This is a genomic window from Pseudomonas sp. MPB26 (assembly GCF_046605355.1).
Classification (GTDB): Bacteria; Pseudomonadota; Gammaproteobacteria; order Pseudomonadales; family Pseudomonadaceae; genus Aquipseudomonas; species Aquipseudomonas cedrina.
Genome location: NZ_CP176793.1, coordinates 4,105,029 through 4,117,550 on the forward strand (window position 1 = coordinate 4,105,029; position 12,522 = coordinate 4,117,550).

The 12,522-nt window shown below is 61.6% G+C and carries 10 protein-coding genes; 9 read left to right on the top strand and 1 reads right to left on the bottom strand.

Annotation, left to right across the window (positions count from 1 at the left end):
* Positions 1-73 precede the first annotated feature (73 nt).
* The gene (locus ACLH0H_RS19045) at positions 74-1,108 is read left to right on the top strand and encodes a LacI family DNA-binding transcriptional regulator (protein ID WP_411379182.1); all 1,035 of its coding nucleotides are present in this window, start codon (positions 74-76) and stop codon (positions 1,106-1,108) included.
* A gap of 181 nt (positions 1,109-1,289) precedes the next feature.
* Positions 1,290-2,648, top strand: coding sequence for an MFS transporter (locus ACLH0H_RS19050; protein ID WP_411379183.1), 1,359 nt, complete (start codon positions 1,290-1,292; stop codon positions 2,646-2,648).
* A 51-nt stretch (positions 2,649-2,699) separates the two neighbouring features.
* Here ACLH0H_RS19050 and ACLH0H_RS19055 read toward each other — a convergent pair whose 3' ends face one another.
* A complete protein-coding gene (locus tag ACLH0H_RS19055) occupies positions 2,700-3,551 on the bottom strand; it encodes a lipopolysaccharide biosynthesis protein (protein ID WP_411379184.1) in 852 nt (283 codons plus the stop codon).
* Between the two features lie 314 nt (positions 3,552-3,865).
* On the opposite strand from ACLH0H_RS19055, the gene ACLH0H_RS19060 reads away from it, so the two are divergent.
* The 7 genes from ACLH0H_RS19060 to ACLH0H_RS19090 all read left to right on the top strand — a co-directional run bounded on the left by ACLH0H_RS19060 (position 3,866) and on the right by ACLH0H_RS19090 (position 12,522).
* Entirely contained in the window at positions 3,866-4,534 is a 669-nt protein-coding gene (locus tag ACLH0H_RS19060; RefSeq protein WP_411379185.1) for a GntR family transcriptional regulator, read from the top strand.
* Between the two features lie 65 nt (positions 4,535-4,599).
* Positions 4,600-5,406: an ABC transporter substrate-binding protein gene (locus tag ACLH0H_RS19065; protein WP_411379186.1), complete on the top strand. Its 807-nt coding sequence runs from the start codon at positions 4,600-4,602 to the stop codon at positions 5,404-5,406.
* 12 nt (positions 5,407-5,418) lie between these two features.
* On the top strand, positions 5,419-6,195 hold the full coding sequence (locus tag ACLH0H_RS19070) for an amino acid ABC transporter permease (protein ID WP_411379187.1): 777 nt from the start codon (positions 5,419-5,421) through the stop codon (positions 6,193-6,195).
* A gap of 2 nt (positions 6,196-6,197) precedes the next feature.
* Positions 6,198-6,977, top strand: a complete 780-nt coding sequence (locus ACLH0H_RS19075) for an amino acid ABC transporter ATP-binding protein (protein WP_411379188.1) — start codon at positions 6,198-6,200, stop codon at positions 6,975-6,977.
* A gap of 21 nt (positions 6,978-6,998) precedes the next feature.
* Positions 6,999-8,609 (top strand): gamma-glutamyltransferase family protein, encoded by a 1,611-nt coding sequence (locus ACLH0H_RS19080; protein ID WP_411379189.1) that lies wholly within the window; start codon positions 6,999-7,001, stop codon positions 8,607-8,609.
* A 365-nt stretch (positions 8,610-8,974) separates the two neighbouring features.
* Entirely contained in the window at positions 8,975-11,380 is a 2,406-nt protein-coding gene (locus ACLH0H_RS19085; protein ID WP_411379190.1) for a TonB-dependent siderophore receptor, read from the top strand.
* A 227-nt stretch (positions 11,381-11,607) separates the two neighbouring features.
* Positions 11,608-12,522 carry a Fe(3+) dicitrate ABC transporter substrate-binding protein gene (locus ACLH0H_RS19090; protein WP_411382439.1) on the top strand — a complete coding sequence of 305 codons (915 nt, stop codon included), beginning with the start codon at positions 11,608-11,610 and terminating at the stop codon, positions 12,520-12,522.

A 12,522-nucleotide genomic window follows, 5' to 3' on the forward strand; every position in this document is an offset into this window, starting at 1 on the left:
AATCAGTCCCCATCCGTGTTCGAGGCGTTGATTCCCAGGGTCCTCCGGTCATTTCCAGGAAAACAGGACGTTCATGAGTTACGAGGATTCAGGCAAAACCACCACGCCGCCGCGTATGGCCGATGTGGCCAAACTGGCCGGTGTTTCGAAGATGACGGTTTCCCGGGTCCTGGCCGGTCGCGATGTGTCGCAGCGCACCCAAAAGCGGGTGCATGAAGCGATTGAAACCCTCGGCTACCTGCCTGATGCATCGGCCGGGACCCTGGCCACCGGGCGTTCCGAATTTATCGTGGCGTTGGTGCCGTCCTTGGCCAGCTCGAACTTTGCCGACACCGTGCGCGGCCTGAATGACGCCGTCAGCGGGCACGGCCTGTGCCTGCTGCTGGGGGACACGGATTACCACCTCGAACAAGAGGCACTGCTGGTGCGTACGCTGCTGCGGCATCGACCGGTGGGGGTGATGTTGACCGGCAGCGCGCACTTGGACGAAACCCGCAGGCTGCTGCGCCAGGCGCAAGTGCCCGTGGTCGAGACATGGGACATTCCGGACGATCCCATCGAGCAATCGGTCGGGTTCAGCAACGTGGCCGCTGCGGCGGCACTGTATGAGCACCTGCACCAGCAAGGGTATCGACGGATTGGCTACATCGGCGGGGCGTCGGTACTCGACCACCGTGGCCAGCAACGCCAGCAAGGCTACCTGCAGGCCGTCGCGGCGGCGGGCGCGCAGCCCAGGGTGATGGAATATGGCGAGTCGCCTATCACCATGAGCCACGGCGGAGAATCCGTGAAGCGGCTGCTGGAAAGGTGGCCGGACACCGACGCGGTGATGTGCGTCAGTGACCTGTCGGCGTTCGGAGCCATCATGGAATGCCATCGACAGGGTCGGCGTGTGCCCGGCGACATCGCAATCGCCGGTTTCGGCGATTTTGAAGTATCGCGCTATTGCACGCCGACCATCACCACGGTCTCGGTTGATCCTTACCGAATCGGCCGTCGCGCCGGTGAATTACTGGTAGCCAGTGCCGCCGCACAGCGTCTCGGGCTGCCCCGGGCGCAAACGTGCGATGTCGTCGAATTCCAAATCATGGCACGCGAAAGCACCTGAATTTTTTGATCGAGCCCGCTTGCTTTGCCTCGAAAGTCATGGCTAAACTAAAAATGTTACCGGTAACATACCCACTTGCAGATTCCTTTCCCTGCGCATTGGCTTAGGTCAGTCCAGGTTGCTCAAGGTGGCAAGCTAAAACAAAAACAATCGGCATGACGACATGCCTTGAGGTCAACACATGGAATCAGTATCTCAGCGTCCTCTCGAAGGAGAGGGCTCGGCGGCGCTTACCTGCGAGGATCGTACCTACCGCAAAGTTATCCTGCGCATCCTGCCAATCCTGCTGTTTTGCTACATGGCGGCGTACCTGGACAGGGTGAATATCGGCTTTGCCAAGCTGGACATGCTCAACGACCTGCAATTCAGCAACACCGTCTACGCCCTCGGCGCGAGCATTTTCTTCTGGGGGTATTTCCTCTTCGAAGTCCCCAGCAACCTGTTCCTCCATCGCTTCGGCGCGCGCCTCTGGATCGCCCGCATCATGATCAGCTGGAGCATTGTCTCCATGGCGGTAGCCTTTACCGTACCGCTGGCAAAGTTCTTCCACATCGAATCGGAAACCATGTTTTACCTGCTGCGCTTCCTGCTGGGCGTGTGCGAAGCGGGTTTCTTCCCAGGGGTGATTCTCTACCTCAACTACTGGTTTCCGACGCACCGCCAGAGCCGAGTCATGGCAGGTTTCCTGATGGCGATGCCGATCAGCCTGACCTTGGGCGGGATCCTGTCGGGGTGGTTGATGTCGGCGATGCAGGGTGTCCACGGGATGGCGGGTTGGCAGTGGATGCTGATTATCGAAGGGATTCCGTCCTTGATCATGGCCGTAATCGTGGTGACGCTGCTGGTCGATAAAATCGACAACGCCAAGTGGCTGAGCACGGCAGAAAAGAACATGCTCAAAAACAACCTCGACCGAGAAAACACCAGGAAAGCGTCGAGCCTGCGCGAGGTGATCTTCAATGGTCGGGTGTGGTTGCTGGTGCTGATCTTGCTGACGTTCAATACCGGTTTCTATGGGCTGGCGTTCTGGATGCCAACGATCATCAAGGCCACGGGCATTTCCAATACCCTGCACATTGGCCTGCTCACGGCCATCCCGTACTCCACTGCTATCGTGGCCATGACCCTCAATGCCTGGCACTCCAACAAAACCGGCGAGCGCCGACTGCATGCGGCAATACCGGCATTCATCGGCGGGGTAGGGCTGATTTTCAGCGCGATCTTTGCCCATAACCTGCCGGTGTCGATTTTCTTCCTCAGCGTCTCCGCGTCTGGCTTGTTGAGCCTGATGCCGATTTTCTGGACATTGCCGGGCACGGTTCTTTCGGGTGTGGCGGCCGCGGCAGGCATCGGCATGATCAACGCGATCGGCAACCTTTCCGGGTTCACCGGTTCGATGATTACGGCCATGGCGGAAACGCTGACCGGCGACATGAACAACGGCACCTATGTCTTGGGTGGTTGCCTGCTCGTCAGCTGTGTGCTGATCCTGCTGATCCCCAAATCGATGCTTGCCAAAGACACATCAAGGGCCGGCTGACTGCGGATGGCGCGACCCTGTTTGATAAACAGGGTCGGCGTCTGCGTAACGCTACGCCAGCATGCTCTCAACCTGCGCGAGCGTGACACGCGGGACCACGTCGTTCGGAATTTTCGAAACCTCGGACAGGTTGTAAACCATGAAGTCATCGCCCATGACTTTGCGTGACATCAGTTCAAACGACGGCAATATGCGCGTGGAATAGTGCTGATCGAGTCCACAGGGCGACTGTATGGATTCAGGGGTTTCGTAAAACCTTCCTGAGCCCTCATCCAGGTCTACACCTACCAGAAAAACCTGGTTGAAGCCCACGTGGTAGGCCAACTGTATGGCCAGATACGCCACGGTTCGCGCATCAAAAAACCCCTCGCTCATGTCTTTGCTGAACCCCAGCGGCCGTTGACGCGTGGGGAGCCAGGAGTGATTGACGACCAGCTCCCTGCGTTTTCCCAGAGCGGATTCCAGCCACGAGGGTCTTTCGGCTTTGGACAGTGGATAGAACCGTCCAGCTGGACGAGCATACGACGAACGCGCGTGGTCTTCCCACAGCGCGACTCGCTGGCTGACCGCCATGGCATGCTTGAACAAATCCGGCTGTTGCTGCGAAAAGCTTCGGTCCGTACAGGCATAAAAGTAGGGCTTTATGTCAGTGTCCTTGAACATCGAAATAGCGCCATTCATCGTGATCATCGGCACGTGCGCAAATCTTTCGATGGGAAACGACTTGGCCGAAGGGCCGGACGCAATGATGAACACCGCGCCTGACTCGATGTTCCGGCAGCGATTGAACGGGTGCACGGCCAGCGGGCGTGTGGTCGAGAGCCATGGCCCCGAGAAGGGCGTATAAAAAGCCTGTTTAGCATGGCCCGCAGGTCCAGTGCCGAAGAGTGATGTCTGTTTCATCCGGCCCAACCGTCCAGTGAAATGTAAATATGTGTATCAGCGGACCGAAGGTTTGCAGCTGAGTTCCTTCTTTATGACTGTCTTGAGACGAACCGGAGCGGCGTAAACCCGCTCCTGTTACTTCTGCCCACTAACAGGGCGTTTCCTGAGCGGTTTGGTAGCAATTCCTACATCATCCTTCCATGAACGCCGTCGGCGTTTTCTACCTATCCCATCCGAATCAACCACTTGGCACGCCCTGGCATCACTTGGCACGCATCCTGCTATTTTGCATTTATGGATAATTGGATACAAAAATTCAAAAGGTGCTGTCGATGCAATTTGCTCCCGCTTATGTTGACCGTCAGCCGCTCACCGCCGAAGAAGAGGCATACAACTTCCTGCTCGACGCCATTTGCAGCGGTCGTTATCGCAAGGGCGATCGGCTGATCGCCGAAGACATCGCCAGCGAGATCGGCATGAGCCGCATGCCGGTACGCGAAGCCTTTCGGCGGCTGGATGCCCAGGGTCTGGTGACGTTGCGGCCCAATCGCGGTGCCGTCGTCAGCGGCCTGGATATTGATGAACTGCATGAAGTGTTTGAAATGCGCAGCGCCCTCGAAGGCCTGGCGGTGCGTGTCGCGGTCGGGCGTATCGGTGAGCGCCAACTGGCTGCCCTGGAGCGCCTGCTTGACGAGATGGACGACTACCGCGACGAAAGCGCCGCATGGGTCAGCCGTCACCGCGCTTTCCACGAATACCTGTGCAGCCTCAGCGGCCGCCCGCGCTTGATGAGGCAGATCTCAGCGCTGTACTCGCTGGTGGAAGCGCCCATGCGCCTGTGGCTGCAGCACGGCGAAAAACCCCTCAGCGCGCGCCAGGAACACGCGGTGATCCTTGACGCGATTCGTGCCGGTGATGCCGCTCGGGCCGAAGCCGTCGTACGCGAACACATCGAAGGCACCGTGCCTGCGCTGATCCAGTTCCTGCAAACCAAACAATAACAACGACCTGCTGTGTTTTGACTTTGAGTCCTGCCCCGTCAACCAACGAACTGGAGTGTCTGGTCATGCATAAATACCGCGCCTTGCTGGTAGCTGTCTCCCTCGGCCTCTGTACCCAATGGGCCTGCGCCGCACCCCAGGTGCCGGAGCGCCTGAAGAACGTCGACAAACTCACCTACTGCTCGGGGATGGATTCACCGCCCCTGGTGTCTTTCGACGAAGCGCAGAAACCGCGTGGGCTCACCGTCGACCTCGGCCTGGAAATCGCCAAGCGCCTGGGCGACAAACCGGTGCAGTGGCGGGTGATTCCGTTCTCTGGCCTGGTGCCGGCGTTGCTTGCCCAGCAATGCGACCTGATCGTCGACCAGCTGTTCGACAAGCCGGAGCGGCGGCAGGTGATCGACATCGTCAACTATATGTATTCCAGCCAGTCGGTGGTGGTGCCCAAGGGCAATCCCAAAGGCATCAAGACCCTGGATGACCTCTCCGGGCATAAGGTCGCCGTCCTCAACGGCTCCACCATCAAGACCCTGCTGGATACGCAAAACGAAAGCTTGGCCAAGGCCGGCAAGCCTTTGATGAAACTGGTGGTCTACAACACCGACACCGACGCCTTCCAGGCCCTGCGCATCAGCCAGGTCGACGCCTACGGCACCACCGTGGAAACCGCCGGCTATTACGCCGCAATGGCCCCGGACCTGTTCCAGGAAGGCGTGCCGGCATTCAGCCGCATCCTCACCGGCCTGGGTATGCGCAAGGATGACCCGCAACTGAGCGCCGCCGTGCAGCAAATCATCAATGACATGCGCAGCGACGGCAGCTATGTGCAATTGCTCAACAAATGGCATGTCAGCAGCGACACACTCGACTGAGGTTCTACAACGATGAATTTCAATTGGGATGTGTTCTGGCAGTACCTGTTGCAGCCGAGCGGGGTGTACCTCACCGGGCTGTGGCTGACCTGCCTGATCGCGGTGTCGGCGATGCTGCTGGGCTGCGCGCTGGGGTTGGCGGCGGCGCTGTTGCGTCTGTCGAAGAACCCGCTGCTGCACCTGCCGGTGCGCTTTTACGTGTGGCTGATGCGCGGTACGCCGTTGCTGGTACAGATCGTGTTCCTGTACACGGCGCTGGCGGCGGGCGGGATCTTCCGCTTCGAGGATATCGAGCTGTTCGGCCTGACAGTCCCCGGCAATATCCAGGCGGCGATCATCGCTCTGGGCCTGAATGAAGGCGCGTACATGGCCGAAATCATCCGCGCCGGCATCGGCGCGGTGGACAAGGGCCAATACGAGGCCGGACGTTCCCTGGGCATGGGGTTTGGCAAGCTGATGCGGCGCATCGTGCTGCCCCAGGCGTTCCGGGTGATCGTGCCGCCGCTGGGCAATGAGTTCAACGTGATGCTCAAGAACACCACCCTGGTCAGCGTAATCGGTGTGCAAGAGCTGCTGCTCAGCACCCAGATGATCACCTCGGCGACCTTCCGCGTGTTCGAGCTGTACCTGGTGGTCGCCCTGTACTTCCTGACCCTGACTACCCTGTGGGGCTTCTTTCAGAGTTGGCTCGAACGCCGCTTCGGCCAGTCCGACCGGCCCTGCGCGCCGCCGCCCGCCGCCAGCCGCATGTTCGGTCGCAGCGCCTTGAAATTGCTGAGGGGACGTTAACCATGGCGCACAAAAGTGAAGAACTGATCATCGAAGCGCTGGATGTTCAGAAGTCGTTCGGGCACTTGCAGATTCTCAAGGGTATTTCCCTGCAGGTGCGGCGTGGCGAAGTGGTGGTGTTGATCGGCGCTTCCGGCTCCGGCAAGACCACCTTTATCCGCTGCATCAACTTGCTCGAGGACATCCAGGGCGGGCGCATCCGCGTCAACGGCCGTGCCATGGGCTATCGCGAACGTGCCGACGGCAGCCTGATGCGCGATTCGGAGCGCAACATTGCGCGCCAGCGCCGCGACATCGGCATGGTGTTCCAGCGTTTCAACCTGTTCCCGCACATGACCGCGCTGGAAAACATCATCGAAGCGCCGATCCAGGTGCTCGGCGTGCCACGCGCCGAAGCCCTGGAGCAGGCCCGCGGTCTGTTGGCAAGGGTCGGGCTGGCGGACAAGGCCGACCACTACCCGTCAATGCTCTCCGGCGGCCAGCAACAACGGGTGGCCATCGCCCGCGCCCTGGCGATGAAACCCCAGGCGATGCTGTTCGACGAACCCACCAGCGCCCTCGACCCGGAAACCGTCGGTGAAGTGCTGCAAGTGATGAAACAGCTGGCCGAGGAGGGCATGACCATGGTGGTGGTCACCCATGAAATGGGCTTTGCCCGCGAGGTGGCCGATCGCGTGGTCGTGCTCGACCAGGGCGAGCTCATCGAACAGGGGCCGCCGGAACAGATTTTCAGCCACCCCAGCCACCCGCGTACCCGGGCCTTTCTCAGCCGCGTGTTATGACCTTTTTTAAGAGCCTTTGCCATGTTGAATTTCTCCGCTCACGAATACCCCTATTCATCGCAACGCCAAAGTGTGTTCGCCAAGCGCGGCATGGTCGCGGCGTCCCAGCCCCTGGCTGCCCAGGCCGGCATCGAGATCATGCAAAAGGGCGGTAACGCCATTGACGCCGCCATCGCCACGGCGGCGGCGCTCACGGTCGTCGAGCCTACCGGCTGCGGCCTGGGCGGCGATGCGTTTGCCCTGGTGTGGTGCAAGGGCCAGTTGCACGGCCTCAACGGCAACGGCCACGCGCCGGCCGCCTTGAGTATCGAGGCGGTCAAGGCGGCGGGGCATGACCGGATACCGGTGTATGGCTGGACCCCCGTCACAGTGCCGGGCTGCCCATCGGCCTGGGCCGAGCTGTCGCAACGCTTCGGCAAGCTGCCGTTTGCCGAGTTGCTGCAACCGGCCATCAGCCTAGCGCGCGAGGGTTTCCCGGTGTCGCCGGTGGTCGCGCATCAATGGCAGATCGCGCTGAATGAATACACCCCGCACCGCGACGACGTACTGCAGGCCTGGTTCGACACCTTCCTGATCGACGGCCGTGCGCCACGCGCCGGGGAGATTTTCCGCAACCCGGCCCAGGCCCGTACCCTGGAAGAACTTGCCGCCACCCGTTGCGAAAGCCTGTATCGCGGCGCCCTGGCCGAGCGCCTCGACGCGCATTCGCGCGCCAGCGGCGGCTACCTGCGCGCCAGCGACCTCAAGGACTACCGCGCCCAATGGGTAGAGCCGATCCACGTCAACTACCGGGGCGTCGACGTCTGGGAAATCCCGCCCAGCGGGCAGGGCCTGGTCGCGTTGATGGCGCTGAAGATTCTTGAAGGCTTCAGCTTCGATCACCGCGACAGCCAGAACACCTGGCATCGACAGTTGGAGGCGATGAAGCTGGCCTACAGCGACGGCCTGCACTACATCACCGACCCCCTGCACATGCGCATGGCGGTGGCCGACCTGCTCAGCGATGACTACAGCACCCGTCGCCGCAACCAGATCGGCGAACAGGCGCAGCCGCCCAAACCCGGCGACCCCCACGCCAGCGGCACGGTGTACCTGGCCACGGCCGACGCCGAAGGCAACATGGTCTCGTTCATCCAGAGCAACTACCACGGCTGCGGCTCCGGCGTGGTGCTGCCCGACAGCGGCATCGCGCTGCAGAATCGCGGGTATGAGTTCAGCCTCGACCCAGCCCACGCCAACTGCCTGGCACCGGGCAAGAAAACCTTCCATACCATCATCCCCGGCTTCCTCACCAAGGACGGCAAGGCGCTCGGCCCGTTCGGCGTGATGGGCGGCTACATGCAGCCCCAAGGCCATGTGCAGATGGTGATGAACCTGGTGGACTTCGACCTCAACCCGCAAGCGGCATTGGACGCGCCGCGCTGGCAATGGATGGGCGACATGAAAGTCAGCATCGAACATGGTGCTTCGCGCGACCTGGTCAATGCGCTGGCGCGGCGCGGGCATAAAGTGCAGACCGACAGCGACCTCACCGACTTCGGGCGCGGGCAGATCATCCTGCGCGACCCGGTCAGCGGCGTGTTGTGCGGCGGCACCGAGCCAAGGGCGGACTCGCACATCGCCGTGTGGTAAACGGGCCGAGCGCGACCTGCAAAACACCGCCGATCAAATGTGGGAGCTGGCTTGCCTGCGATGGTCATGCCTGCGATGGTCATAGGTATCTACACATCGTTGTAGTGAGCGGGCTTGTCCCGCGCTGGGCTGCGAAGCGGCCCCAAACCAGACGATCTGGTTTCATCTGGAACACTACGGTGTCCTTATTGGGGCCGCTTCGCAGCCCAGCGCGGGACAAGCCCGCTCACTACAGGGAGATTTGTCAACTCTTGAAAGTTGTGTAGATACCTATGCTGTACCGAAAAAAATTGACCGAAGCCTGTCCCCTTTTTTCACCTCGCCTGTCATTCCAGGCAAGTGAACAAAATCGAGAGCTTCCTCCCATGCCTGCAGTCCGACCCTTGCGCTTGCGCCCGTTGCTGAAGTTGAGCCTGCTGCTGAGCCTCAGCGCGAGCCCCTTATTCCCCTCCGTAAGCGTTGCCGAAGACGCCGCCACCCGCCGCAGCTACCAGGTGCCGGCCGGCAGCCTGAGCGCGGCGCTTACCCGGTTTGCCGGGCTGGCGGGCGTCAACCTGTCGGTGGACCCGGCCCTGGTCAGCGGGCGCAGCAGCGGCGGTTTGTCCGGCGAGTATGGCGTGGAGGAGGGCTTTGCCCGTTTGCTGCAAGGCTCCGGCCTGCAACTGCAACCCATGGGTGAACAGGCCTATATGCTGGTGCCTGCGCCGGAAGGCAGCAGCCTGGAACTGGCGCCGACGTCGATTCTGGGCACCACCGGGCTGTACGACGGCGACACCTACGCCGGTGGGCAAGTGGCGCGCCGTGGCTCCCAGGGTTTGCTGGGCACGCGGGACTTCATGGAAACGCCGTTCAGCATGACCACCTACACCGCCGATGCGGCGAAAAACCAGCAAGCCCGCACCCTGGGCGACCTGATCGCCAGCGACCCGTCGGTACGCTCCACCAACCCCGCCGGTGGGCGTTATGAGCAATTCACCATCCGCGGCTTCAGCCTGTTCAACAGCGATGTGTCGTACAACGGCCTGTATGGCGTACTGCCGACCTACACCATCGACATGGAAATGGCCGACCGCGTCGACATCTTCAAAGGCCCCACCCAGTTGATCAACGGCATTTCACCGCGCGGCAGCGTGGGCGGCGGGATCAACGTGGTGCCCAAGCGCGCCACCGACAAGGACATCAACTCGTTCACCGGCAACTGGGCTTCCGACAGCCAGGCCGGCGGTGCGGTGGACGTGGGCCGACGCTTTGGCGAAGACAACAAGTTCGGCATCCGCTTCAACGGCGTGAAGCAATCCGGCGATACCGAGTGGGACCACCAGAGCGTCGACCGCGAAATGGCCGTGCTGGGCCTGGATTTCCGTGGCGAACGCCTGCGCCTTTCCACCGACATCGGCCACACCGAACGCGACACCGACGCGCCGCAGGAACGCGTGCAGGTGGCGGCTGCGGCGCCGGTGCCCAGTGCCAACGATGTGCGGCGCAACTATGCACAATCCTGGAGCAAGGCCAGCACCAACGACACCTTTGGTACAGTCAACGGTGAGTACGACCTCAGCGATAACCTGATGCTCTACGGCGGTGTGGGCGCGCGCAAAAGCAACCACGACTTCCTGCGCCACGCCGTGTCCGTGACCAATGCGGCCGGTGCGTTCAGCGTGCAGCCACGGGACTTCACCCGCGATGAAAACGTTCGCACCTACACCGCAGGCGTGCGCAACTGGTTCCATACCGGGCCGGTGAGCCATGAGGTCAACCTGGCCGCCAGCTACTTCTACATGGACTTCACCAACGGCGGCGCGCGTTATGCGCAAGCCACGAGCAACCTCTACAACCCGGTGCAAACGCCGACGCCGTCGCGGCCGACGCGGTTTGATCCCGAGGTCTACACCGAAAACAAATTCAGCGGCGTGGCCTTGTCCGACACCCTGGGTTTCTTTGACGATCGCCTGCTGCTCACCCTGGGTGCGCGCTGGCAGCGGGTCAAGGTGGACGACTGGAGCGATGGCGTCAAAGGCGTCACCGCCTACGACGAAGAAAAGGTCTCGCCATCGGGCGGTCTCCTGTTCAAGGCCACCGATAAATTGTCGCTGTACGCCAACTACATGGAAGGCCTGAGCCAGGGCAAGATCGCGCCCTCGACCTCGATCAATGAAGACGAGATCTTCCCGCCGTTCATCAGCCGCCAGGTCGAAGTGGGCGCCAAATACGATGCTGGCGCGTTCGCCGTGACCGCCGCCGTGTTCCGTATCAAGCAACCGGCCTATGAAACCAACGCCACATCGCGCGTGTTCGGCCCCAACGGCAAACGCCAGAACGACGGGGTGGAACTCAGCGTATTCGGCGAACCGCTCAAGGGCGTGCGGTTGCTCGGCGGCGTGATGTACATCGACAGCCAGCTCAAGGAAACCACCAATGGCGCCTTCGACGGCAACCGCGCGCCGGCGACGCCCAAATACAACGTCAACCTCGGCGCCGAATGGGATGTGCCAGGCCTTGAAGGCCTGACGTTGACCAGCCGTGGCATCTATTCCAGTTCGCAGTACCTGGACCAGTCCAACGTCAAGCAAATCGACGCCTGGAACCGCCTCGACCTCGGCGCGCGCTATGGCTTCAAGGTGGACGACAAACACATCACCCTGCGCGCGAACGTGGAGAACGTGGCTGACAAACGCTACTGGAGCTCGGCCGGTGCGTCGGATGACAGCGAGCCGGGGTTGACCTTGTCGACGCCGCGTACCTACTTGCTGTCCGCCACGGTCGATTTCTAACGGCTGTACACCGATCAAAAATGTGGGAGCTGGCTTGCCTGCGATAGCGGTGTATCAGCCACCCAATCTGGCACAGACACACCGCCATCGCAGGCAAGCCAGCTCCCACACGTGCGGCGTTAATGAGAATGTTTTTTGATCACGCCGCCTCAATATGGAATAGTACCCGCCGTTTTCCCCGGCCTGTCCCGCTGGGGTGCTTTAACGCTGAGGTCTTTGTCATGCGAATGCTGCGCTCCATCCCCACTCTTGCCGCCTGCCTCCTGGCGTTGTCTTCAAGCCTGCTGAACGCCGCGCCCATCGATCTCAACGACGGCCAGCACGCGGTGCATCTGCCGGATGCACCCAAGCGTGTCGTGGTGCTGGAGTTCTCGTTTCTCGACAGCCTGGCCGCCGTTGACGTCACCCCGGTCGGCGCCGCCGACGATGGCGATGCCAACCGCGTACTGCCCCGTGTGCGCCAAGCCATCGGCCAGTGGACGTCCGTCGGCCTGCGCTCGCAGCCGAGCATCGAGGAAATCGCCCGGCTCAAGCCCGACCTGATCGTCGCCGACCTCAACCGCCATCAGGCGTTGTACAACGACCTGGCGAGCATCGCGCCCACCCTGCTGCTGCCGTCGCGTGGTGAGGATTACCAGGGCAGCCTGAAATCCGCCGCGCTGATCGGCAAGGCCCTCGGCAAAAGTGCACAGATGCAAGCGCGCATCCAGCAGAACCGAGAAAACCTCAAGGCTATCGCGCAACAGATTCCCGCAGGCGCCAGCGTGTTGTTCGGCGTCGCCCGTGAAGACAGTTTCTCCGTGCACGGCCCGGACTCCTATGCCGGCAGCGTGTTGCAGGCCATCGGCCTGAACGTCCCGTCCGTACGTGCCAATGCCGCGCCCACCGAATTCGTCAGCCTGGAGCAATTGCTTGCGCTCGACCCGGGCTGGTTGCTGGTCGGCCATTACCGCCGCCCGAGCATCGTCGACAGCTGGAGCAAGCAGCCGCTGTGGCAAGTGCTCGGCGCCGTGCGTAACCAGCACATGGCCGAAGTCGATGGCGACAGTTGGGCGCGCAACCGGGGCGTGCTGGCCTCGGAGCAGATCGCCGAAGACGCGTTGGCGATTTTCAAGGGCGGTAAAGCCGTACTGAGCCAATAA

Excerpts from the sequence above, each read along its gene's own strand:
- ACLH0H_RS19060 (WP_411379185.1), top strand. The coding sequence starts at position 3,866 with ATGCAATTTGCTCCCGCTTATGTTGACCGTCAGCCGCTCACCGCCGAA.
- ACLH0H_RS19080 (WP_411379189.1), top strand. The coding sequence starts at position 6,999 with ATGTTGAATTTCTCCGCTCACGAATACCCCTATTCATCGCAACGCCAA.
- ACLH0H_RS19090 (WP_411382439.1), top strand. The coding sequence starts at position 11,608 with ATGCTGCGCTCCATCCCCACTCTTGCCGCCTGCCTCCTGGCGTTGTCT.
- ACLH0H_RS19065 (WP_411379186.1), top strand. The coding sequence starts at position 4,600 with ATGCATAAATACCGCGCCTTGCTGGTAGCTGTCTCCCTCGGCCTCTGT.
- ACLH0H_RS19070 (WP_411379187.1), top strand. The coding sequence starts at position 5,419 with ATGAATTTCAATTGGGATGTGTTCTGGCAGTACCTGTTGCAGCCGAGC.
- ACLH0H_RS19045 (WP_411379182.1), top strand. The coding sequence starts at position 74 with ATGAGTTACGAGGATTCAGGCAAAACCACCACGCCGCCGCGTATGGCC.
- ACLH0H_RS19075 (WP_411379188.1), top strand. The coding sequence starts at position 6,198 with ATGGCGCACAAAAGTGAAGAACTGATCATCGAAGCGCTGGATGTTCAG.
- ACLH0H_RS19050 (WP_411379183.1), top strand. The coding sequence starts at position 1,290 with ATGGAATCAGTATCTCAGCGTCCTCTCGAAGGAGAGGGCTCGGCGGCG.
- ACLH0H_RS19055 (WP_411379184.1), bottom strand. The coding sequence starts at position 3,551 with ATGAAACAGACATCACTCTTCGGCACTGGACCTGCGGGCCATGCTAAA.
- ACLH0H_RS19085 (WP_411379190.1), top strand. The coding sequence starts at position 8,975 with ATGCCTGCAGTCCGACCCTTGCGCTTGCGCCCGTTGCTGAAGTTGAGC.